Source organism: Leptospira bandrabouensis, from assembly GCF_004770905.1.
Taxonomy (GTDB): domain Bacteria; phylum Spirochaetota; class Leptospiria; order Leptospirales; family Leptospiraceae; genus Leptospira_A; species Leptospira_A bandrabouensis.
The window spans coordinates 1437457-1459744 of sequence record NZ_RQHT01000014.1; the positions used below are offsets into that span (position 1 = coordinate 1437457).

Genomic DNA, 22288 nt, shown 5'->3' on the forward strand with positions numbered 1-22288 from the left:
TATTAGTGGAGGACTTAGTTTCCTCCACTAATCCTTGTTATGTTGATACTGAAACTTCTGTCGGCACTTTGTCCGCTAAAGTCTTTAGTTTGAACTTTGATGACATTTTCTCCTGCCTTTAAATTCAAAACTCCCACCAAATACCTGTCTTTAAAAAAAAGATCATCAAAACTATGGCCTTCTTTTGTTTTCCATTTCCCATCTTCAAATCGAAGGGATTCGAAATTTGCCTGTTTGTAAGCCTCTCCATTAAAAAGGAATTTTACTTCCTTAATCCCTCTCCTTTGGCTATTTTTAATTCCCCCATCAATGATACTGACAGTCAGTGGGAAGGCTTTGGATACATTGATATTGTCGCCATCATTTAAATTGGTGTAATTTTCTCCCACATGGATGAAGAGGTTGGCTATTTGGGGAGGCATATTGTCTTCTACGGGAGGAAGGTAGGTCAGAGGATCGAGAAGTGTTTTTCCATAGTCCTTCCCCAAAACAAAGTGAAGGTGGCCCCCAGTAGAGTGTCCTGTATTCCCGGAAATTCCAATGGTATCCCCAGCAGAGACTTGTTTGCCTGTCCTAACTTTCTCGTTTCTTGTGCCACCTAAGTGGTAGTAACCGCTCACATAACCGTTTTTATGTGCAATCCAGACAATGTTCCCGGAACCACGTTCCTCTTCGAAAGGATCATCTTCCGCATAACGGGAGTATAGTATAAATCCTTGGCTCATACTTTTAACCGGTTGGAAAACGGAAGAAATATCCAAACCATTGTGGAAGTGGTCTTTTCTGGATTCACCAAAGGTACTTGTGATAAGACCTGGCAGTTCCAAACCTTGGATGGGCCAAACAAATTCCGGTTTTATATCGGAGACTGGTTCCTCTGCGAAAATAAAACTTGCCAAGAGACTGAATACTACAACAATACTTCTCATGTTTAGAGAAGTCTCCTGGCAGGTTCCTTTTTTGGAAAGTAGATAATGAAACAGACTTCTTATACCACTGAAGAAATTTTAGAGATTGTCAAAGCATGTGGTGCCGGCGATGAGAAGGCACTCCGCACTTTTTTTGATATTTATTCCCAAGACATATACAATTTCCCAATTCGAGTCTTTCATCTGAGCGAGGATGATGCTTCCGACTATTATATTTATGCTTTTGAAAGGTTAAAAACGGGGAAACGTTTCAAAAGTTTTGTGGGAAAATCTAGTTTTAAAACCTGGTTTTTTTCGGTTTTGAGAAACTTACTCATCGATTGGCAACGCACCAAACGCGAAGTCAAAACCCAAACCATTTCCAAAGTCAATAAAGAAGGGAAAGAATACAGCACCATCGAGGACGAACCAGACAAGAGATCCGAGGCTTTGGCTTTGGCCATTGATGTGTCGGACCAGTTCCATTCCGTACTATCCACAATCAAAATTGAAAACCGCGTAGTTTTTAAACTCTCCTTTGTTTATTACCTGCATTTGGATCCAGAAGAGGTTCATTATATCGCTGAAAAAACAAACCGGTCTGAGGAAGAGATCCGACTTGAAATTTTGAGACTCAGAGAAGAACTTTCTGGCCGTGAAGAAGAAAATTTAAAAATGGAAGATAAAATCACATCTCTGTATTTGAATATTCTGGATTTGAAGGAACAAAAAAAATCAAAGGCCCAAGGGGATTCCGTAGAAGCCCAATATTATAAAGAGAGACTGGACCATGCTTTGTCCAAAAAGTATGAGCAGAGAAAGAAATTAATCGAGAAAAAACAAAAAGGCCATTTTCTTGTCCGAACCCCTTATCGAGAGATTGCCAAAATCTTAGGGATTTCCGAAGGTGGTGTCAGTGTGACCTTGCTAAGAGTTCTCGAAAAAATGCAAAAAAAAATGCATTCGATGGCTGGAGAGGGCTGATTTCCTTCGTCATACTTTAAGAGAGCGGAGTTTGACATGGAAGATCAGGGTTTTAACGTAGAGACGATGGAGCTGGCTAGAGAGATTTTTATCCGAGGCGAATTTCCGAGTGAGGGTGAGTTGCAAAATCATCCCAATTTACAGGAAGCTTTCTTGTTTTGTGAGGAGACCTTCTTTGCTCATTTACGGCAAGAGACTGTGTCGGAACACCCTTTCGCCGAATCCTTGGATCTAACGAAAGCCGAGTTGGTGATGACGAAAGCGCCACTTCCTTTGCCAGAATTTTTAAAAGAATATACCCGCCAAAATTTGATCCTGCCTGAAAAGAAAGACAGTTTGATCGTTCGACTCACTAAGTCAGGGATTCGAGTGATCGATAGTCTTGTGGAATCTTTACAAATTCGGGAAAGTTTGGAATTTGCTCCCTCTATGCGTTCTGCTTCGGCAGAGGTTAGTTCTGGTGATGCGAATGCGGTTATCTTTGAAGAAACCACTAGCGAAAACCAAAAGTTTTATTATCAAATTGTAAAAGAAAACCAGGGAGAGGTTTACCTCTCGGTGAAGGCAGAAGGAACTCCGGCTTTTCAACAAGTGAACTTACGTAGAGAAGGAAGGTTTATTCTTTCTAGTAAAATCGGCTTAGAAGGGAGTGCGAGTTTTTCAGGTTTAGTCCCAGGTAGTTACACCATAGAGTTTGTTGGTCCTGGCCAATCAAAATCGTTTGACTTGTCTATCCTAGTTGGATAGGTTCATGGGAGCATGCTCTCCCTAATCATCGATAGAGTTGGTAACGTAAATATCTTCAATGTTTTGGAAGACCATCTTCCTGTAGAAGAATCCCATATTCAGTCTACGCTAGACGATGATTTAATATTAGAATATTTAGGAGAAGTGGAAAGACTTGTCCACGTTTCTCAATCGGTTCTTTCCAAACCAAACCAAATTCTCAATGCGGATATCTTACAAGATTTAAAAATCCTTGGTGAAACCTTTTACCAACAGTTTTTTCCACAATCGATTATTGAAAAATTAAAAAATACAACCAAACATAGCATACATTTTAATATTGATCCAACCCTTGCTTTAGTTCCTTGGGAATTATTACATGATGGAACCAGTTTCCTTTCTGACAAGTTTAGGATTGGAAAAACCATTCGAGGTGGGTTACACCGTCCTACACACCATGAAAACAGAAAGATCAAAATGCTCATCATTGCCGATCCGACAGAAGACCTTCCTCATGCGCAAAAAGAAGGTGAGGTTTTGTTTTCTGTTCTTAGCCAAAAGGTTCCTACACATCTTTTAGAGTTAGAATTTATAGGTGGCAAACAGGTCACCAAACTAAAGTTACTTTCTCTAATAAAAGATAAACATATCATACATTATTCAGGACACCTTCATTTTTCGGATGATTCATTGGAGAACGGTTGGTTATTATCTGACGGAAAAGTATTAAAAGCACGTGAAATTAAATCAACTGGCATTGATACTGATTTAGTATTTTCCAATTCTTGTATGTCTGCAAAGTCAGCCGGCAAAAAATTAAATACAAATGTGATGAACCAGTATGCAGGTGCATTTTTGACTGCCGGTATCAAAACTTTTGTCGGTACCAATTGGGAAATTTTAGACAATGAAAGAACCATCGATTTTACCGTAAGGTTTTATACTTTTTTGTTTTCTGACAAATCAGTAGGTGAGTCTTTGTTTTTGTCCAAAGAATTTGCAAGACGGAACTATCATGCCAATGATTTAACTTGGGCAAACTATGCATTGTATGGTAATCCAGATTTTTCTTTATTTGTAAAAGAAAGAAGAAATTTCCATTCAGCAAAGATTTTAAATCCAACATCAGTATTAGAATTTTATCCTACACCGATTGCCGTTGCTTATTCCAAGTTAGTGAACTCAGGAAAATCGAAAACAACTGGTAAAAACAATATCCTCGGTTTGGCTAAGTTGTTTGAAGCAATCAGTCAAGTGGTTGGGATGATGGTGTTTAGTGATCATGCCGCCCATGCAATGAACAAATCAATACCAAATAACCCTGATGATGCGGTTACCTTAAGGAAATGGTGGGAACTTGTCTACGGATGTGTTTGGGATTTTCAAAAACTAAAAATTGCAAGTATTTTAGAGTTGGCATTACCTGTTTTACACGAACAAAAAGAAACTATTTTTAAAATTGTAGGATGGATGGAATCTTGGGAAAGAGATGAAATCCAAGAAGAAGAAATCGAATCTTACCAAATCATTCTCCAGTTCTTTTTAGAAAATATGTTACTTGAGTTTTCCGAATTAGAAAAAGTAAGTATTCTTCTTGTTTCAGAAAATCATAATCCCCATTTTTATTTTAAAGGGATTAAACCTGCCTACTTGTATCCATCTTCTCCTGGATCCAAAGACAAATTACAAGAACAACTTTCTAAACACAAAGGAAACCTTGTCCTTTTACATGAAAGTCGTAAAATTGTGATTCCTTTTCCCACTTACTTTAAAGAAAAAAAAGAAACTGGGGACTTGGAACTTGTCTTTAATGGACTTACTCCTTTTGTTTTAGGAGCTAAGCAGAATTGAGTTTATGCCATCCGGAAGTTGGGAACGTCTCTTGTGGTGCCTGCTGTGGTTTATTTAATTTAAAACTCCAACCAAAAGAATTTAAAACACTTTTGTTAGAAAGAACTTCCGAATTTCAGTCTACCGTAGATTTTGAAGTTCGTCATACCTTTCCAATATACCGTAAAGAAAGGGAAACGAAAGAAGTTTTCATTCCTAAAAAAGATGAGATGACTTACAATTGTCCCTTTTTGGGATACGTAGATAGCGCCAAACAACGAATTGGTTGTATGATTCATCCCATTTTTACGGGAGACCCAAAAAGCCAAAATTTTTCTTTTTATGGTGCTTCCATTTGCCAAGCCTATGATTGTAAAAACAAAGAAAGTGCATTGGCTGATCTTTGGGAAACTTTCTTTGTGGAAGTGGCAAAAGACTCGGTTGAGTATTCTTTTTTATCCGCAGATCATATTTTTTCCAGTGCAATCGAAAGGTATTTTCAATTGATTCACCTAAATATTGATTCTATGTTTCAAGAGTTTCGTTTAGAACTTATGGATTTGTTTCGAACGAGGTTACAAACTTCGGCGGAAAAAAATTTCACATCCTTTGAAATCAATTATGAGAGTTTTTCTGATCTTGAAGTTTTGGAAGATTATTTTACCAAAGAGTTGGGAGATTTTTGGAAAGAGTGGAAAGAAGGTTTTAGTAAAAAAAATCCCGGATAGAGGTCTTATCCGGGTTTTGATTGGAATAAATTTTTGCTTAAGCTTTTGATGTAACAGTTGCTACTTTTGCTTTTGTTTCAGCAACAACAGTGTTTGCTTTTCCGATGATAGTTTCTACTTGAGAAATTCCTTCTTGAAGGTATTTTCTAAGATTAACAGAAACTTCGCTTTGGTCTTGCGCACCTTTTGCTGCTAAGTTTTGGAATCCTGAGCTGATTTCAGAAATTGCTTTTTCTGCTTCTACTTTTGCAGTGTTTACTGCGCCTAGGATGAAGTTTAGTCCGTCTTTTACTTGTTGTTCCATTTTCATTTTTCCTTTTCGGTTTAATTTTGTGCGATGCACTACCCCTTTTTGTGCGGTGCACATGGATTCGTCAACCCGTTTTTGTATTTTTTTTCCGTATCGCACCAAAAAAGTGGATCGATGACTCACCCGGAATTTTTACCCATCCAGTGGAAATCGACCTACTTAGAACTTCTCGACCAACGTATTTTGCCAGGGAAAAAGGAATTTTTAAAATTATCCACCGCCGAAGATACTATTGTTGCCATTCGTGAAATGGCGGTTAGGGGAGCACCAGCCATTGCCATTACCGGAGTTTTCGCACTCACCTTAGGCGCCAAATCTAAGTCAGGTGGTGTCACTGAAAAAGAAACTTTGCAATTGCTTTCCTCTGTACTTGAATCTCGTCCCACTGCCGTCAATTTGAGTTATGCGATTCGAGAAGCAAAACACAGAATCCAAGAAGTCAAGGATTGGGAAACCATAGCCAAAATTTGGGAATCGTATGGTTTGGAAATGATGAAAGACGATTTGGCAGCAAACAAGGCTTTGGGGGAAAATGGAGTTTCTTTATTCCCAGAAAACCAATCTGAGTTTCATATCATCACTCATTGTAATACGGGAGCACTCGCGACAGCTGGACATGGAACAGCTCTTGGGGTCATTCGAAGTTTACGTGATGCTGGAAAGAAAGTAGTGGTTTATGCGGATGAAACTAGACCATTTTTGCAAGGATCTAGGCTTACTGCCTTTGAGATGATGGAAGAGGGAATTGAATGTTATATCATCACAGATGGAATGTCTGGGTGGTTGATGAATCATAAAAACATTGATGCGGTGCTCGTTGGATGTGACCGGGTGGCAGCAAATGGAGATACTGCCAACAAAATTGGAACTTACAATTTAGGGATTGTTGCCAAAGAACATGGAGTTCCCTTTTATGTTTGTGCTACCAAAGATAGTTTTGATCTAAATTTGAAATCAGGCGAAGAAATTCCTATTGAAATGAGAAAAGAATCAGAAGTGACACAATTTGATTTTTTAAAAGATGCCGATGGAAAGTATTTATTTCCCGAGGGAAAAACCTCACCTTTGGGTGCAAGGGCTCTCAATCCATCTTTTGATATCACGAAAGCACACTTAATTAAAAACTTTATCACAGAATTCGGATGTTTTCCTCCTTCAGAGATTTCTGATCGTCTAAAGAGTGTATGACGGAATTTGCAATTTTAGGCGGTGGATGTTTTTGGTGTACGGAAGCTGTTTATCTTAGGATACCAGGTATTCTGTCTGTTACCTCTGGATATGCAGGTGGTTCCAATCCCCATCCGACCTATAAAGAGATTTGTACTGGCACGACTGGTCATGCAGAAGTGATAAAAATTGAATTTGATCCAGAAGTGATTTCTTATTCTAAAGTATTGGAAATCTTTTGGAATTCCCATGATCCCACTACACTCAATAGACAGGGGAATGATGTCGGGACACAATATCGTTCTGTTATTTTTTATCTAAATGAAAAACAAAAAGAATTAGCTGTAGAATCAAAAAGAAAACATGCCTATTTATTTCCTGATCCCATTGTGACAGAAATTTCCGCGGCCCCAGAGTTTTATCCTGCGGAAGAGTACCACCAGAATTATTTTACTTTAAATCCGCAAAATCCCTACTGCCATTATGTAATTTTTCCCAAATTAAAAAAACTGGGTTTAAAACTATAATCGTAGTAAGGTTATTTCCCTTTAAAAGCGGTTAACATAGCTTTTTCTTGGTTTGGAAAGAAATTCATCACAAACGCAGTTTGAGCTTTTGTAATTTTTTCCACTTGTCTTCTGTATTTGATGACCGCACCTGGGTGGGCAGTATTTCGTACAACCACTTTAACATTGTCTTGGTTGTAACGTGCCCCTTTTAGTTCTTCTATTTTTGATCTGAGTAATTCTACGGTTTTGTTTTTTTTCTGATAAGCATCGAAGATTTCTTTGAACTTTTCTTTTCTGGCATCATCTAATTTTCCACGAGATCTTTGTACCACTTCTTTGATTTTTTGAATCTCTGGTACAAGTGCTTCTAACTCTCGTTCAAATTCAGCAAGTCTAGAACTCCCTTCCGTTAACAGTCTATCATTTTTGAAATGAAATCCTACTTCTACAATGGTATCCATCTGTGCAGTGGAACCAAGAGAAGATACAGTAATTCCTTGGTAAGAAATGATATCTGATCCAATGATAGAGGAAGATTCTCCCGTTAGGATTACATTTCCTAAACAAAGGATTCTACTTCCTAAAATAAAATTTTCAACAATACAATCTCCATCAATTTCGAGATTGGCATTTTCAATGAATTTCGCGCGAAGATCACCTTTGATGCGAATGACACCTTTGCCTTTCGCTTTCACTCCACCTTTGACTTCTAAGTCTTCACCCACAACTACATCGGATGATTCTACGTTTCCATCTAAATATAAAGAACCTTGGCAATTAACAATGGCACCTTCTTCGATGGTTCCTTTCACTCGGATGGTTCCTTCAAAGTTGATATTACCGGTTCCAAGGCCAATGTTACTTTCAATATTTAATTCAGGAGAAACAGTGAGAGATGTGTCTGTAGAAAACACAACTCCACTGAGAGATGCAAAATATTCTTTGAGTTGGCGACCTGGTTTTTCTGGATCTTCCACGGTTTTTGGAAGGACGTTTTTTCCTAAGGTAAGCCTTGGTCTATCGATGGGATTAGGATAAATTGGATTTCCTAAAACATCAATTCCTTGTTCGCCGGCAATTCCTTCAAACAAGGTAGCGAGTCTTTCGCCTTCTTTAACGTGTACATATTTATTGATATTTCTATAATCTGCGGACCCGTCATCTTTCAAAACAACACGTTGTGCTCTAGGAAAATAAAATTTAATCCAACCACTTTCGCCTTGTTTGGCGGGTTTCCCTTCAGCTACTTTAAAATTAAAATCTTCTTTTACTTTGGTGGGATCTTTCAGGATTTTGTCGATTTCGATGGCGGCTTTGTCTACCTCTTTCATCAAAATCCGATCTCTATGAATGGAAGCATTGTCCAGAGCTTCGTAAATTAATATATTGCTCATCGAACCGCCTAACAACCATATTGGTTTTGTAACCAAAGTTGCTGTAAGCCGATCCTCGGAGATTTGGATTTTCAGTCCCCGTTCCGGATTGAAGTCCGGTGCATTTTTAACGTCCATTCTGTTAAAAGTATCGGCATATTTTTTAGGAGAAACGAGAATTTCTATCGATTCAGCCAATATAGAAAACTTCCAAACGTTTGGAGGAGGGCAGGGACTCCGAAAATCTGGGAGTGGAGGGGCAGGCTATCCCCGTGGGTGAGGGCAGTGGAGGTGCGGTGGACATAGGGAATTCGTTTTTTCTGAAAGAGGAGAGCCAACTTTTCTGATTCCTCAGGGGAAATCACAGAATCCGTCTGTCCGTGTAGGAGAGAGACAGGACCCTCCAAAGTTTCCAACTGGTAAAAAGGGGAAAGATTTTCCGGGAGATTTTCAGGAACAGTGTCTAGAACTCGTTTTGCCAATTGCATGCGGAAGTTTGCATCCGCTCCCACTTGGGAAAAAAATTCTTTCGCTTGGGAAGATGTTTTTTTCAAGAGGTCTTCCGACCGGGCATCAGTTCCTAACCTTTTTAGCCCATTGTCCAAAGCGGCTTCGTAATAAACAGATTCTAACTCTTCTGCCAGTTTTGGTTCAAAACGATGGAGCATATTAAAAAGAATCACATACACGGCATAAGGATCGATATGGTAATTTGAAAAAACAAAGGGAACCGTATCTAAAAAATTACAATAAGCACCAATCACCATCGATGATTTGATTTTGTTTCTTGTGTTGGATTTGGAAGCGGCAATGAGTCCCATTCCACCAGAAAAACTTGCTGATAAGTATCCTAAATCCTTTCCGTTGAACAATTGTTTTGCGGAGTGAATTTCCATCATTAAATCTTGAATATTGGAAATAGTTTTTTCTTCGATCCTTAAGCCTTTCACTTCTGGAAGTTCAGGAAGGATCACACTATGATTGGAACTAGCAATGTTTTCTGCTAGTTCTATAATCCTAAGGTCATCGATACCCATAGCACTCATACCATGTTGGATATAAACACCTGGTAGCGAATTTGGATTTTTTCCTGTGGGATAAAAATGAAATGCCCTTCTTCCCGTATCGGGAAGTCGCAGTTCCTTACGTTCTAAAGATTTTTTTTGTTTTAACCCGGCATAACTCAAAACGAGAGGAATTGCCAAAACATAAGGTTTCATTCAGATTTAGTTTTTGGGAGTGGGGAATTTTTCCAACAATAAAATCAAATAAAGACGACCCATATATTCTTCTCCTCTTCTGTCTTTGAGATTGAAGATAAGAATGTATTGGCGAAAATGTTCTAGAGAGATGGGAACTAATTTATGGTTTAAATTCTCTGGTGGCAAAATGTCAATTTCGTAACGTCCCAGTCTCATTTCTGTGATCAATTTTCCAGCGATCTGGTTTGCAAATTCCATCATGATGGATGCAGAATGAGAACGCGATGTTGGATCAATCTGAAAGGCTTTGGCAATTTTTGGAAGGAGTTTTAGTTTTGTATAACCATCTAATGCTAAATATACTTTCCCATTGATATCACCAACAAATTCAACAAGTGTACAGTTTTCAAAACACAGCCCTTCGTTTTTGGAAGGACCATAGGCCTCACGTTCTGCATAGATTAGTAAGGTTTTTTGAAAATGTTCCGGCAATACTTGCGAAACCGTCAGAATGAATTTTTCATCAATGAGTGGATCCATTTAAGCTGCGTGGTAAAGGATACTTTCTTCTAAAGATTTGTATGCAGCCTTAATCCAAATATCAAATTTGATTCCAGGAATGGATTGGTTGGAATAACCAAGGGCTACTTCGGATGGATATCCAAGGCTATCGAGTTCTTCAATGAACTGTTTGAAAAAATCTGAAAAAATATCGAGTTTATCATTCGGAATCATTGCTGCATATAAGTCCTCTTCCAATTGATACAACCCTAAACCGATACTGGCATTTTGTTTTCCGAGTACGTTGAGTCCAATGGCAATTTCTGTTTGGAAGTTTGTATTGATGAATTTGAAAAGGATAAGTGTGACATTTTCCTTTGATTCAAATAGGGACTTAGCCATCGCATAAAAATGTGATGTATTAAAAAGTTTGGAAACCGGATGTTTCATCACTTTGGCGTATTCTTTTTTGGCCATTATCTTTTCGGAAATGATGGTAGATTTTTCCCAGAAAAATTGGATTTCAGATTCATTCCATGTGTCTTTGGTGGAAAAACATAAAAAACCAAATAGATGTGCATTGATTGTTAATGGAACATATAACTTACGTTTGCCTATCGAAATGGCAGGGAGTAGTTCTTTAATTCTACTTTCTTCGTATTCATTCCATTCCACTGCATTGTCATCTGTTTCGACTAACATTTCTGCTTTTTGCCAAAAACATTCCTTAAACTCTTTTCCGTCATAGTAAAAGTATTGGATGGAACTGAGTTTTTCATAAGAAAAAGGAAATGGAGATTCTTTTACTGTTTCGCAGAATAAAAATCTTTCTTCGGCCTGGATCTCTTCACGGGCTAATAACACAGGATCTTTTTTCCAAAGGATTTCTTTTGTTTTTGGTTCGGCGTTGGAGGCTTTCGTTGGTAATGAAGTTTCCGTATCAAAAACAACATCTGTTTTTGGAATTTGTGTGAGTGATTCATTCGGATTCGAATGAGGTTCTGAAGTTTGGGAAGATTCTGGATTTTGGAAATCCAAACTGTACAAAAATAATGCGAGTAATAAACAGGAAACGGTAAGGAGAGTAAAACTCACCCAGGAAAAATAGAATGTATATTGAAGGATGACTCCAATCATAAAAAAAATTGTAGGAATTGTATATCGTTTCATGGTTTCTTAGCCGTTACTTACAATAACGGGTAAAATGGGGATTCGCTGAACTGATTTTCCCTTTCCGCTAGGGGCAAATGAAACTCTATTCCGAATTGGCCGAATACTATTTTACCATTGAAGAACCCAGTCGCAAGTTTTCGGAAGAAATCCTTTTCCTGCGAGATACATTTAAGCGACATAAAATACATACAGTTCTAGACATTGGGTGTGGGACGGGGGAACATATCAAAGAACTCCAAGGAATGGGTTTTAAACCACTGGGTGTGGATGGTTCTCCAAGGATGTTGGAGATTGCTAAGGTCCGTTTTCCCCATTGTCAATTTGAATTGGGGAAAATGGAAGTATACGTCGCCAAACAACCTGTAGATGCAGTGATTTGTTTGTATGGAACCTTCAATTATCTTATCAACGATGATTTGGTTCAAAATTTCCTACGTAATTGTTATAAAAACTTAAAACAAGCCGGGCTTTTGGTTTTAGAGATTTGGAATGCAGATCCTATTCACCGCATCAAACGAAAACCCATCACCACTGTGAGTAATGTGCGCCAAGGTGCCACTTCGATTCGTAGGAATCGGGGATTTCGATTAACAAGAGCAGACGATGTGGCCATAGTCGAAGTGAACTATGTATATAATTTGAATCAAAAAGATTTGAAAGACAAACATACGATGCGTGTCTTTCATTTTCCGCAAGTTCGAAATTTCTTAGACGATAATAAGTTTGATGTTCTCCATGTTTATAGCAACTACGACGGTGAAAAATATATAAAAACCGGCGCAAGGATGCTCATCGTCGCCAAAAAGAGGTCTTGACTTTCCATTTTTCGTACGGTATCCCAATCTATTGGGAGAACCTATGTCTAGTCCAAACCATTTCCAAGTCATCGTTATTGGAGGAGGGCCCGGCGGTTATGTCGCTGCCATCCGTGCTGCACAATTAGGATTACAAACTTGTCTTGTGGAACGCGAAAAACTCGGCGGAGTGTGTTTGAACTGGGGTTGTATTCCCACCAAAGCCCTGTTAGAAAGTGCACATGTTTTGGAACATCTAAAACATGCTGCTAGTTTCGGTTTGTCCTGCGACAATATCAAAGCCGATTTTGATGCCGTGATCAAACGCTCTCGGTCTGTGGCAGACCAAATGGCCAAAGGTGTTGAGTTTCTCATGAAGAAAAACAAAATCACCGTGATCAGTGGAGAGGCCCGTTTCCAAAATTCCAAAACCATCCAAGTAAAGCCAAGTTCCGGTGAACCTTCCACCTATACTGCCGACTTTTATATTTTAGCGGTGGGTGCAAAAAACAAAGCTCTTCCTTTTTTACCCTTTGACGGCAAACGTGTGTTATCGGCAAGAGATGCCATGATCGAACCAAAAGTCATTCCTAACCTTGCCATCATTGGGGCGGGGGCCATTGGAGTGGAGTTTGCGGATTTTTATGCCAGTATGGGTTCTAAGGTAACCATCATTGAATTCCAAGACCATCTCCTTCCCAATGAAGATTTAGAAATCTCTGGAATTTTAGAACGAAGTTTTAAAAAACGAGGTATTGAACAGTATTTGAGTTTTGGAGTAGAAACGGCTTCGGTTACGGATGCGGGAGTGGAGCTTACCATACAAGATCGTAAGTCCGCAAAAAAAGAAAAGTTGAACGTTGATAAGGTGATTGTTGGGGTGGGAATAACACCTAACACAGGAAATATTGGTTTAGATGAGATTGGAATCAAATTAAAAAATGGATTTGTGGATTTTGTTGGGAACTACCGTTCCACTGTGGATCATATTTATGCCATTGGGGATTGTATTGCCACACCGGCTCTCGCCCATGTAGCCAGTGCCGAAGGCATTCGTGCGGCAGAAGATATTTCTGTGCGAGTCGGTAACCCGCACCATCTACAAATCGCAAGACTCAACTATTCTTATATTCCTGGATGTACGTACTGTCATCCGGAAGTGGCAAGCGTAGGCCTTACGGAAGAAAAAGCAAAGGCAATGGGATATGAAATCACCGTTGGTAAATTTCCATTCACTGCCAGTGGCCGTGCCCAAGCCCAAGGGGACACAACAGGAATGGTAAAAATTGTTTCTGATAAAAAACACGGGGAAATCTTAGGAGCCCATATCATTGGCAGTGGGGCCACCGAAATGATCGCAGAATTGACGCTAGGTGCTAATATGGAGATCACAGTTCGGGAACTTGCTAATACCATCCATGCCCATCCAACGTTATCGGAAGGAATTATGGAAAGTGCGGCGGCGGTGCTTGGTGAGGCGATTAATATTTAGTAGGTGGTATGATCGGACTTGGAAACACTACCCAAAATGCTAGCATCTCTTTCTCGCAACGCGGTGATACCACTGTACAAGGTTCCTATTCCCTTGCAGGTGGTGTCCAACTTGCTGGTGACGTCACCACCAATGGGGCTGCTAATATTGGCCTAAACTACAACCCTACAGGGGAAGGACCAAGACGGGATTGGAACTTCTCTCTCATGTATGATATGGCGGGTACTGGACTTTCTGGTAGCATTGGGTATACTGATCCTGGATCTAACTTAGGTCTTACTTCTACCTTCAACCAGGATGGAATGTCCACTTCCGCAGAGCTAACCGGTGTTGGTATCGCAACCAATGGACCCAATGGATTCCAACTTGATGAAATCAACTTCGCCGAACAGAACATAAACGCCGCTCAAGATAGAACGCAAGATGACCAAAACCCAAAGGGTATAGGTAGTGAAGACTCCCCGCCAAATGAAAATGATTTCTTTGATGATATGACTAACGCTGGACAAGCTCTAGCGGGTTTACTTGCGGGGGGTGCCGCTGTCGTGACCGGACTGTTTGGTGGGTCACCTATACCAGCTGCAGGAGGTGCCGCTACACCAGCACCTAGTGCAAGTGAGACGGTTGTGTTGGAGAGAGATCGAAGAAGAGAAGAGGACGACAACAGCGATGTTGCGGATCATCAAGATCTTGATAGAAACAACGATACACCAGGTTCCGATTTAGCTAATTCTGACTCTATGGATCAGATGAATCCAAGTCTTGATAATGATTATGAAAATGGATCAGATTCGGAAAATCCCCGTTCTGCTCTTTTGGATCCTCCTACTTCGGTAGATAACGATATTTCTACGGGCCAAGGCGCTTTCCAAGCTCCTGTCGAATCTACTCAGGTTACTATGGGTACAACTGATTCTTCAATACCAAGTCAGGAATTTTTGGACAACGTTGAAGATATCACCAACACTCATGCTCCTAAAGTTTTAACCAATGATGATGGAAATCAGGCTTATTTTGCAGAAACCAAAGGTGATACAAAAAATGATGCCACGAATTCGGAAGGTTTTCAAGTAAACTCAAGAAATGAAGAGCCAGTTAAAAGAGACGCAGGAATTGAAGACAAAATCATCAAATTACAATCAGACTTTATAGAAAAATTAAATACTGCGAAAACATTAGGTGATGTTAAGTTCATCATGGATGCATTAGTAGGTGATATCAACAACTTACCACTTAAAGAAAGATTACAGGCAATCTCAGTAATCAATGCGATGAATATAAATCTACCGCTAAATTCTTATTTCGGAAATAACGATTTAAAAGTAACAGTACCTGTATTCGATAAACCATCAACTTACCAATTGAATGAAAGCTATGGGACCCAGGTTTTAAAGGAAAATCTTCCAGGTATTATCAAAACATCTGTAGATCAAATTCCAAAACCAGATCCACAGAAAATTCTAAAACAGCTTGGGGAACTGGATAGTGGTTATGAAAAAGATAAAGAAACTTTAAAGGCAAAAGATGCTGAATATGAAAAACTAAAGATACAACTTACAGGTTTAACAATAACAAAAGACGGTATAACTAAACCTTTAATACAAGTCAATTCTTCGGATACGACAATCCAAAAGGATATTGATCGTTTGAATCCATTAGAGTCTGAAAAAAAAATTACAGGGTCAAATATCAAACTCAGAGTCATTTGAGTTAAAGAAATACGATTAAGTCTACAAACAAAAAGAAAGACTCGCAGTTGCTGCAAGTATAGCAACTGATCCAATGATTAAGTCATTATTTTCCTCGGATATGAGGAAAAGTGCGTTGGAATTGGATGCTGTCACTAAAGAACATCAGCTGATGAAAGACAAGTTGCTTCATCAAGATCCATCTACGATTAGCAAAGAAGATAAAGATGCTTTCCATAAATTGACAGAAAGGATGAATAATTTAGAAAAAGCATTTGATAACAGGTATGGTGATACACTTGATACTGTTATTGCTAATGGCGATGGAAACCTACAAAATGTTACAGCAGAACTAAAGGGTATTGTCGCTGATCCAAAACAACTGATTACCACAATCCCTGCCGTCTATTTGAACAAGGAACTCCCGATTACTATCAATCCAGCAACGGGTCAATTTGTGATTGGTACACCAAGAGATGCTGAGTATTTTAAAAACTTGGCGGCAACAGATGCTTACCAAAGTAAATCCTCAGTAGAAGCCTTTGCTACTGCGTTTGGAATTGTGAGCGACACAAATTCTCCAAGTGATCCAGGATATATTAGAGACCGTTGGTGTGTAGCTTTTTCAAATTGGTCATTATTGAAGGGAAATTTGGGGGATGCGGTTCCTGACTTTGATCAGTTTATAAAGGATTGTGTTAAAAATAATCTCATTAATAAAGTGGATATGACGGTGATGACAGAATCAGTTGTTAATTATTATTCTCACGGATTAGGAAAATTTGAAAGAACTGAATTGACATTGGCGAAAAATGATACCAACGTAGATTTACGCATGGAAAGGGAAAGAGTATATCAACAGCTAGGTGGTGAAATTCTAAAACATCATAATCCCCAGGTGATTACTCTAAGAGTAAAAGAAGATATAAACTCGAAAGGGCACACAATTAGCTTACATCGGAATCCACCGGATGTTAATGGAAAAATTACTTACACCGTTGTTGATACTGGCAATTCAAAAATGAATGGAAGTATTTTCGATCCCAATGATCCATTAAGTTCAAAATTGGGCAGCTATGGCACTACAAATGTGTATCGCGATTACCTTCCACGACGATTTGATTACATAGAATGAAGTGAGAGTCGCGATGAAGACAATACTAATTTTTAGTTTATTCTTGTTATCATGCCAAACAACTGCAATTAACCGCACTTCAAAGGAAGGCATGAAAGCTGACCTGATTTCACGAAAAATCAGACTAACGCCAGATAAACAGAATGCTGACTTGGTTACTCTGGTAATTCACAAATCAAGCAATGTAAAGAATTTTTCAATAAGCGAGGTTTGCCTTAACTTTAAGATTAAATCACTTGGCATACACAACGAAGAATTTGATGATTTATTCTTTAGAAACATTCGTCAATGTGATTGGTCGAATTTAGAAGAAGTTGCTATTTCTAGTAAAAAAGTGGATTTAAAATTAATTTGTTCATTATTTAAAATATCGAACCAACGCCAGAAGAGCCTGCTTATTCAAAATCTTATTTTAGATCAAAGTCTGAATCATTGTAATTCCGCCGAAACAGGAATATCAAGTTTAGGATTGGATGACATTCAGTTTAATGGCGAATTTAATTTTTGTAATACGCTTAGAAATTTTTCAACCATTGACCTCTTAAGTATTTTAAAATCATCAGAAGGTAAAAAGGAACTCGCTTGCATATTAGATCTTCCAAATTTAAACTACTTGTCATTGCAAAATTGGAAAGGTGCAAGTATTTCAGATTTTCTTGATCTTGTAAAAAAATATGAGATCAAATACAAACGAAAACTACAAGCTGACGTTGAAGATCCCTTGGGTTATGAAAAATAAAAATGTGCGACTTCCTTGACTGGAACCGAAAGTAGTCCAGAATTCATAAGAGATCGTTGGTGTGTTGCATTCTCTGATTTGGCCGTTTTAAAAAGCAATCTGGGTGATGTCGTACCTGACTTTGATAAATTTATTAAGAATTGTGTTGATAATAATTTAATCAAAAAAAGCAATATGGAAGTTGATACTGGAGCCGTATTGAGCTACTATTCTCAAGGGCTCGGAACATTCGAAAGGACTAAATTTTACGAAGGGAAAACGGATAGTTTGCCAATGACAGTAGAAGAAAGAGATCGAAGGTATCAAAGTCTTGGAGATGACTTACTTAAACACAACCTTACTGCTGTAACCCTGAGAGTCCATGATGGTCACACAATTAGTCTCCACCGCAACCCACCAGATGTAAACGGTAAGGTGACATACTCGGTAGTTGATACAGGAAATTCAAAAATGAATGGAAGTATTTTTGATCCCGAAAATCCACTTAGTGACAGTGAATTGTCCGAAAAACTTATCCGGGCCATCGATGCAGGACGTGTCACTGAAGGTAGTGTTGTGCAAGTAAGCATTGATACGAACGGCGACGGCATTCACAACCATTTTACATTAGGAAGAGTCTACATAAATAATGGACAGCCTTCAATAATGATAAACGATCATTCTTCCTCAATCCGTCAAAATGTAGACTGGCTGGACCTGAATCATGGTAGCGCTGAAAAAGGGAAGGGGCTCAATATATTGCGTTTGTTCACAACGGATGTAAAGGCGAAATAATGAATCTAATTAAAAAAATACTTTTAGTTATCTTCGGATGCATTCCGATTTCATTTTTCTCAACATCGTGCCAAAAATACCGAGGGTTAACTTTGGAAGTAAGTAGACCTACTATTTATGATGCTGGTCACACCATAGCAGAGGTAGCAGAAGTCTCCTTTACCGAAGAAGAATTACGAATTGTTCCAAGGTATTGTTTGGAAATAAATTTTATAAATAAAAAACTCAGAGCAGCCTTTTATAATGAACAGTATGTAAAGAAAAAACCAATCATTGACCTTCCTTTACTCGAAGATGATAAATATTTGTATGTACAAGCCAAGAATGGAGGCAAAGTTTTCATCTTTGTCGGGGGATCAGGGTCCAAGTCTGATAAAAAAAGTTACATTTATATCTCCTCGAATAGAAATACTATAGAAGAAAATTCCCAAAATGACGATTACTCTGCTTTTAATAGTAGAACCGGGGGGAATGATAAGTTTTTTAAAAGGAGGGCACGTTATGCCGTACCTGTCTTTCCAGTTTCCAATGAAAACAGTCGACGTTACAATACAATGGAATACTGTGTTAACCAACTTCCTGAATTCTATGATGACGCAGTTAAAGAATATGAGTTGCGCCTAAAAGAAGAAGTCGAGGGTGGCAAAAGATATATGGAAAAGGAAAGCGAACTGTATGAAAGATTAAAGAAAGAAGGAAAAACACTAAGTAATCCGTAAGATTAGTATACTATACTAATCTATTCTCTCCTTCCCCCAAGTTCACCGTTTCCAACTAATAGAGCAGATTGGTAGTGACGGGAAGATTAGGGAAACATTATTTGAGAAAAAACTATTCTCTGACGGATATAACCAACTAGATGCCACTAAAACTTTTACTGCCAATGGGATTCAAGTTAGGGAAACTAAAATTGGTAAAATTAACCAAAACCTAGATACTGTAAACAAAAGCCTTAAGGATTTAAAATTAAAAGATTCTAATGGTGACGCAATCAATCTCGACGGAACGATTCGTAACTATGAAGGCACAGATTACAGTGGGATGAGTGAAAGTCAAAAAATAGAGACTTTGAAAGCCGATGATGACGGAGTAAGGAAAAAAATTGATGATCTCAAAAAAATCCAAAGTGGCCTTGATAAAAAAAGTGAAAATTACAAACTGATCGATAAGATGATTAAGGATTTGGATGTTGTTTCTGGTAAAATTAAATTCCAAGAAAAACTATTGAGTGATCCGAAACTGGAAATTCGTCGAGGGATAGATGGTAAAATACTCCCAGAATCCTTGCTAGGCGAAGGTAGAATCATTTTGGATCCGAAAGACTTGCAAGAAATGCTGACAAGCGGTTATTTTACGCAGGATCCGGATCATATGGGTGCTATTATGAACTCTATTAAGGATAAAATCTTAGCTATGGATCCTTTCCCATTCAATGATTTGAAAGAAGCCATTCCAATGACCAACCCACAAGAATATAAAACTGTTTCTACTGACGTTAAAAAAATGTTTGAAGACAAGGATTTTGGGAAAAACGCATCCTCAGCAATTTGCTATAGCTTTGTAAACTTTGTCATGCAAAAAGCAAATGGAATCACAAAACAAGATTTTGCAAGTTGGTATATAGACAAAGTTAAAACACATGATATTGGTATCGGAACCAATAAAGCCGAGAAGAGAGGAATATTCCAAGGGACTGGGGATATAAACCGAAATACTTACAAAACTGGCAGCAATGCTTCTGATGGAATTAATTATGGAACCTATCATAACGCAGACATTACTTCTAAAAACCAATTGCAAAATGAGATTAAGATGCTTAATCAGAGTTCGGCTAACACAGCGATTATATACATTGATACTGCACGAGATGGGTCTGCTGGCGATCACTTTATAACGGTAATACGGAACAAGGAAACAGGTGTTTGGGAAACAGCAGATCATACGAGCAACGAAAAGTGGAGGCGAGGAAATAATGCTTTTAGCGATGAAAATCTAAAAAATATTAAAAGGATTACATATGTTGATTAAATACATCTTATTATTTTTAGTTTTTCTTATTACAAATTGTAACACGAAAGCCGAAGTAAACGCACAAAGTTTGAATCCGAACTGCTTTATAGTTGGCAATCGTTCCAATAATTTCCCATTATTCATTAAGAAAAAGTTGAATATAAATATTTCTAAATTTGAAGAGGACTCTAAAGGCAGAGAATATACATTAAAGATAGATGATAGAGAAGTAATTTTTCTAACCTATTCAACAGACGAACCTATTATACTACAATTTCATGAGAGGATAGGGGATATATTTCAGTTTCGGAGTCGAAATGGAAGCGCTTTCATAACTATTCAAAAAAGGAATGGATCCGAAGATTTAGAACTTTATGCGAGCCAGAAAGATGCTTTAAAAAAGCAAGATTTGATAACCAGTGGCTTTCTGCATAAATCAGTAACTTATGAAAATTGTTTAGAAAGAAATCGAATGAACCAACTCATGGAGGAGTATAAACGAGAGCTTGAATATGGCAGTGAGCCTGACGGAACCTTCTACAAAGTAGGGCCGGGCTATCATACAATCAATAAAGACTCAGTTCTCATGAGAGATTTTCCGTCTACACAAGGGAAGATCATTCAAAAACTTAAAAAAGGGGAAACTGTCGCTGTAATTGATGTGGAAACTGATTATGTAGAAATCGAACCATACGGGAAGAATTATTGGATCAAAATTGAACTCTCGAATAGAAAAAGAGGCTATATCTTTGGAGCTTTTGTGCAGTGGAAAGAGGACTTCCCTCCTGGATATAAAATTGAAGATTAGTAACTGAAATAAAAATAATCCCGCGCCAGCGATTGAGCGGAAATCCTTTCCGTAGGAAAGATTGGAGCGGAAAGCGCGGTCGTTTCAGTTTAGAATTCCAATCCACCTAACCAATTCGAGGCGCCCCTATCTGCAATCTTATCGAAGCCTGTCTCAATCTTCTTTAATCTCCAAACAGCGTTTCATCCAATCCCAAGTTTCTTTTGGTTTTTCGAAGGGAAAAAAATGTGTGAAGCCGGGGAAGATGGTGACATCGGACTTGGGATGTTTTTTGGTTAGGAGGTCGGCATACTTTGGGCTACAGACTTCAAATTTTTCGGGAATGGCGATATGGTTTTCCGTTTTGATTCCATAAAAGTTTTTGAAGACATGGATGTGGGCATGTCCAAAGATTCGGGCTTCGACTTTTGGATCACAACAAAGTTTGACTTCTGTGTCATGGCCAGTGCTGACGAAACAAGAGTTTAGATAATCTTCGAAGATGGATGGTTCGAAGTTGGCAAAGGCGGGAAATTTTCGAAACGACCGCCTAACAAGCTCTATGGATTTAAAATGAGTTCTTCTTTTTTTGGCACCTTTTGCCAAAGGGTTTTCTAAAAATTTAGAAAGAAGGATGAGTTTCCAACCTAAGATGACAGGATCCATCGCTAGAACTTTATCAAAACGATTTGGTTCTTTGGCAGCGGCAAGGAGTGAGGAAGCTCCACCAAGTGAGTGACCGATGATATTGGTTTTGGATATGGATTCATGGTCGAGGAGTGCGAGGATTTGGTCTCGAAACACATTCCAGTTATTAAATTTTAAACTAAACTCGGAACGGCCATGTCCCAAAAAATCAGGAGCGATGACTCGGTAGTGTTTGGATAATAATTCAAAATAATAATTGTAACAGCCGGCACTATAACCATTGGCATGACAGAAAACGAGAACGGGACCCGGAGTTTCCGAATCTAAGTAAGCACATTCCCAGTTTCTGAACCGAAAGGATTTTTGTTTCATTTTTCTATTTGACCCTTCCCGATTTAGATCGGATTTTGTCTCTATCTCATGCAATTCCAGGTTATCCTCTTCTTCTGTATAGCTGTATTCTTCAATGCATTGGCTAATATTTTAATCAAATCATCTTCCATGCAAGACCAAACCAAATCGTTGTCAGGTGGTCTTTGGGATACAATCTTTACGGTTCTTAATCCTTACTTTATTGGTGGGCTTGCTAGTTTTGGTTTGGCTTTACTTGGGTATCGTTATGTTTTAGGAAAAGGTTTGAAGTTATCACTGGCTTATCCTGTGTTTACTTCTAGTGGTTTTATCATTGTTCTCATTGCCTCTTCCCTCTTTTTTAAAGAACGGCTGAATTTAACGCAGTGGATAGGGATTGCCTTTATTTTGATTGGCGTTTGGCTCACCGCCTTGCAAATGTTTGATGTTAAATCATAA

At 38.5% G+C, this 22288-nt stretch carries 23 protein-coding genes; 16 read left to right on the top strand and 7 right to left on the bottom strand.

All coding sequences use genetic code 11. From position 1 onward, the window contains the following. Positions 1 to 14: 14 nt before the first annotated feature. Complete coding sequence (locus tag EHR07_RS13980) at positions 15 to 929, bottom strand: M23 family metallopeptidase (RefSeq protein ID WP_135745631.1); 915 nt, start codon at positions 927 to 929, stop codon at positions 15 to 17. Between the two features lie 45 nt (positions 930 to 974). On the opposite strand from EHR07_RS13980, the gene EHR07_RS13985 reads away from it, so the two are divergent. The 4 genes from EHR07_RS13985 to EHR07_RS14000 are packed head-to-tail and all read left to right on the top strand — an operon-like array spanning position 975 to position 5176. Next, the gene (locus tag EHR07_RS13985; protein WP_135745632.1) at positions 975 to 1892 is read left to right on the top strand and encodes a sigma-70 family RNA polymerase sigma factor; all 918 of its coding nucleotides are present in this window, start codon (positions 975 to 977) and stop codon (positions 1890 to 1892) included. 36 nt (positions 1893 to 1928) lie between these two features. After that, positions 1929 to 2639 (top strand): hypothetical protein, encoded by a 711-nt coding sequence (locus EHR07_RS13990; RefSeq protein ID WP_135745633.1) that lies wholly within the window; start codon positions 1929 to 1931, stop codon positions 2637 to 2639. 12 nt (positions 2640 to 2651) lie between these two features. After that, positions 2652 to 4469, top strand: coding sequence for a CHAT domain-containing protein (locus tag EHR07_RS13995; protein ID WP_135745634.1), 1818 nt, complete (start codon positions 2652 to 2654; stop codon positions 4467 to 4469). Continuing rightward, entirely contained in the window at positions 4466 to 5176 is a 711-nt protein-coding gene (locus tag EHR07_RS14000; RefSeq protein ID WP_135745635.1) for a hypothetical protein, read from the top strand. Before EHR07_RS13995 ends, EHR07_RS14000 begins: the two co-directional genes overlap by 4 nt. Positions 5177 to 5213: 37 nt before the next feature. Here EHR07_RS14000 and EHR07_RS14005 read toward each other — a convergent pair whose 3' ends face one another. Then, positions 5214 to 5480 (bottom strand): sigma-54 down-regulated protein, encoded by a 267-nt coding sequence (locus EHR07_RS14005; protein ID WP_135745636.1) that lies wholly within the window; start codon positions 5478 to 5480, stop codon positions 5214 to 5216. A 120-nt stretch (positions 5481 to 5600) separates the two neighbouring features. Between EHR07_RS14005 and mtnA the strand changes: the two genes are divergently transcribed. Then, entirely contained in the window at positions 5601 to 6674 is a 1074-nt protein-coding gene (gene mtnA / locus EHR07_RS14010) for an S-methyl-5-thioribose-1-phosphate isomerase (protein ID WP_135745637.1), read from the top strand. After that, positions 6671 to 7180, top strand: coding sequence for a peptide-methionine (S)-S-oxide reductase MsrA (gene msrA / locus EHR07_RS14015; protein ID WP_135745638.1), 510 nt, complete (start codon positions 6671 to 6673; stop codon positions 7178 to 7180). Before mtnA ends, msrA begins: the two co-directional genes overlap by 4 nt. 11 nt (positions 7181 to 7191) lie before the next feature. Here msrA and EHR07_RS14020 read toward each other — a convergent pair whose 3' ends face one another. Genes EHR07_RS14020 through EHR07_RS14035 form a run of 4 tightly spaced genes read right to left on the bottom strand, consistent with a single transcriptional unit; the run spans position 7192 to position 11408 of the window. Next, entirely contained in the window at positions 7192 to 8673 is a 1482-nt protein-coding gene (locus EHR07_RS14020) for a DUF342 domain-containing protein (RefSeq protein ID WP_135746302.1), read from the bottom strand. A gap of 44 nt (positions 8674 to 8717) precedes the next feature. Beyond that, the gene (locus EHR07_RS14025; RefSeq protein WP_135745639.1) at positions 8718 to 9755 is read right to left on the bottom strand and encodes an alpha/beta hydrolase; all 1038 of its coding nucleotides are present in this window, start codon (positions 9753 to 9755) and stop codon (positions 8718 to 8720) included. Positions 9756 to 9761: 6 nt separating this feature from the next. Beyond that, positions 9762 to 10277 (bottom strand): chemotaxis protein CheX, encoded by a 516-nt coding sequence (locus EHR07_RS14030; protein WP_135573676.1) that lies wholly within the window; start codon positions 10275 to 10277, stop codon positions 9762 to 9764. Further along, entirely contained in the window at positions 10278 to 11408 is a 1131-nt protein-coding gene (locus tag EHR07_RS14035; protein WP_135745640.1) for a hypothetical protein, read from the bottom strand. It lies immediately after the preceding gene. A gap of 77 nt (positions 11409 to 11485) precedes the next feature. Here EHR07_RS14035 and EHR07_RS14040 point away from each other — a divergent pair, with 77 nt between their 5' ends. The 9 genes from EHR07_RS14040 (at position 11486) to EHR07_RS14080 (ending at position 20851) form a co-directional block, all read left to right on the top strand. After that, a complete protein-coding gene (locus EHR07_RS14040; RefSeq protein ID WP_135745641.1) occupies positions 11486 to 12226 on the top strand; it encodes a class I SAM-dependent DNA methyltransferase in 741 nt (246 codons plus the stop codon). A gap of 43 nt (positions 12227 to 12269) precedes the next feature. Continuing rightward, entirely contained in the window at positions 12270 to 13697 is a 1428-nt protein-coding gene (lpdA, locus tag EHR07_RS14045) for a dihydrolipoyl dehydrogenase (protein WP_135745642.1), read from the top strand. A gap of 8 nt (positions 13698 to 13705) precedes the next feature. After that, positions 13706 to 15406, top strand: a complete 1701-nt coding sequence (locus tag EHR07_RS14050) for a hypothetical protein (RefSeq protein WP_135745643.1) — start codon at positions 13706 to 13708, stop codon at positions 15404 to 15406. A gap of 115 nt (positions 15407 to 15521) precedes the next feature. Next, positions 15522 to 16520, top strand: a complete 999-nt coding sequence (locus tag EHR07_RS14055; RefSeq protein WP_167882455.1) for a hypothetical protein — start codon at positions 15522 to 15524, stop codon at positions 16518 to 16520. Positions 16521 to 16533: 13 nt separating this feature from the next. Further along, entirely contained in the window at positions 16534 to 17259 is a 726-nt protein-coding gene (locus EHR07_RS14060) for a hypothetical protein (RefSeq protein ID WP_135781385.1), read from the top strand. Between the two features lie 15 nt (positions 17260 to 17274). Then, positions 17275 to 18033: a hypothetical protein gene (locus EHR07_RS14065; RefSeq protein ID WP_135745646.1), complete on the top strand. Its 759-nt coding sequence runs from the start codon at positions 17275 to 17277 to the stop codon at positions 18031 to 18033. Next, entirely contained in the window at positions 18033 to 18752 is a 720-nt protein-coding gene (locus EHR07_RS14070; RefSeq protein WP_135745647.1) for a hypothetical protein, read from the top strand. Before EHR07_RS14065 ends, EHR07_RS14070 begins: the two co-directional genes overlap by 1 nt. Before the next feature lie 322 nt (positions 18753 to 19074). Continuing rightward, on the top strand, positions 19075 to 20061 hold the full coding sequence (locus tag EHR07_RS14075; RefSeq protein ID WP_135745648.1) for a hypothetical protein: 987 nt from the start codon (positions 19075 to 19077) through the stop codon (positions 20059 to 20061). Then, entirely contained in the window at positions 20051 to 20851 is an 801-nt protein-coding gene (locus EHR07_RS14080; RefSeq protein ID WP_135745649.1) for an SH3 domain-containing protein, read from the top strand. Before EHR07_RS14075 ends, EHR07_RS14080 begins: the two co-directional genes overlap by 11 nt. Positions 20852 to 21004: 153 nt before the next feature. On the opposite strand, the gene EHR07_RS14085 is transcribed toward EHR07_RS14080, so the two are convergent. Then, positions 21005 to 21904 carry an alpha/beta fold hydrolase gene (locus EHR07_RS14085; RefSeq protein ID WP_135745650.1) on the bottom strand — a complete coding sequence of 300 codons (900 nt, stop codon included), beginning with the start codon at positions 21902 to 21904 and terminating at the stop codon, positions 21005 to 21007. Here EHR07_RS14085 and EHR07_RS14090 point away from each other — a divergent pair. Continuing rightward, positions 21899 to 22288: a DMT family transporter gene (locus EHR07_RS14090; RefSeq protein ID WP_135573690.1), complete on the top strand. Its 390-nt coding sequence runs from the start codon at positions 21899 to 21901 to the stop codon at positions 22286 to 22288. The genes EHR07_RS14085 and EHR07_RS14090 overlap by 6 nt on opposite strands.

What these genes read in the sequence shown, in the direction of transcription:
- EHR07_RS14035 (WP_135745640.1), bottom strand. Translation starts at nt 11,408, where the DNA reads ATGAAACGATATACAATTCCTACAATTTTTTTTATGATTGGAGTCATC.
- EHR07_RS14080 (WP_135745649.1), top strand. Translation starts at nt 20,051, where the DNA reads ATGTTGATTAAATACATCTTATTATTTTTAGTTTTTCTTATTACAAAT.
- msrA (WP_135745638.1), top strand. Translation starts at nt 6,671, where the DNA reads ATGACGGAATTTGCAATTTTAGGCGGTGGATGTTTTTGGTGTACGGAA.
- EHR07_RS14005 (WP_135745636.1), bottom strand. Translation starts at nt 5,480, where the DNA reads ATGGAACAACAAGTAAAAGACGGACTAAACTTCATCCTAGGCGCAGTA.
- lpdA (WP_135745642.1), top strand. Translation starts at nt 12,270, where the DNA reads ATGTCTAGTCCAAACCATTTCCAAGTCATCGTTATTGGAGGAGGGCCC.
- EHR07_RS14070 (WP_135745647.1), top strand. Translation starts at nt 18,033, where the DNA reads ATGAATCTAATTAAAAAAATACTTTTAGTTATCTTCGGATGCATTCCG.
- EHR07_RS13985 (WP_135745632.1), top strand. Translation starts at nt 975, where the DNA reads ATGAAACAGACTTCTTATACCACTGAAGAAATTTTAGAGATTGTCAAA.
- EHR07_RS14050 (WP_135745643.1), top strand. Translation starts at nt 13,706, where the DNA reads ATGATCGGACTTGGAAACACTACCCAAAATGCTAGCATCTCTTTCTCG.
- EHR07_RS14040 (WP_135745641.1), top strand. Translation starts at nt 11,486, where the DNA reads ATGAAACTCTATTCCGAATTGGCCGAATACTATTTTACCATTGAAGAA.
- EHR07_RS13995 (WP_135745634.1), top strand. Translation starts at nt 2,652, where the DNA reads ATGCTCTCCCTAATCATCGATAGAGTTGGTAACGTAAATATCTTCAAT.
- EHR07_RS14060 (WP_135781385.1), top strand. Translation starts at nt 16,534, where the DNA reads ATGAAGACAATACTAATTTTTAGTTTATTCTTGTTATCATGCCAAACA.
- EHR07_RS13980 (WP_135745631.1), bottom strand. Translation starts at nt 929, where the DNA reads ATGAGAAGTATTGTTGTAGTATTCAGTCTCTTGGCAAGTTTTATTTTC.
- EHR07_RS14090 (WP_135573690.1), top strand. Translation starts at nt 21,899, where the DNA reads ATGCAATTCCAGGTTATCCTCTTCTTCTGTATAGCTGTATTCTTCAAT.
- EHR07_RS14030 (WP_135573676.1), bottom strand. Translation starts at nt 10,277, where the DNA reads ATGGATCCACTCATTGATGAAAAATTCATTCTGACGGTTTCGCAAGTA.
- EHR07_RS14025 (WP_135745639.1), bottom strand. Translation starts at nt 9,755, where the DNA reads ATGAAACCTTATGTTTTGGCAATTCCTCTCGTTTTGAGTTATGCCGGG.
- EHR07_RS13990 (WP_135745633.1), top strand. Translation starts at nt 1,929, where the DNA reads ATGGAAGATCAGGGTTTTAACGTAGAGACGATGGAGCTGGCTAGAGAG.
- EHR07_RS14075 (WP_135745648.1), top strand. Translation starts at nt 19,075, where the DNA reads ATGAGTGAAAGTCAAAAAATAGAGACTTTGAAAGCCGATGATGACGGA.
- EHR07_RS14020 (WP_135746302.1), bottom strand. Translation starts at nt 8,673, where the DNA reads ATGGACGTTAAAAATGCACCGGACTTCAATCCGGAACGGGGACTGAAA.
- mtnA (WP_135745637.1), top strand. Translation starts at nt 5,601, where the DNA reads ATGACTCACCCGGAATTTTTACCCATCCAGTGGAAATCGACCTACTTA.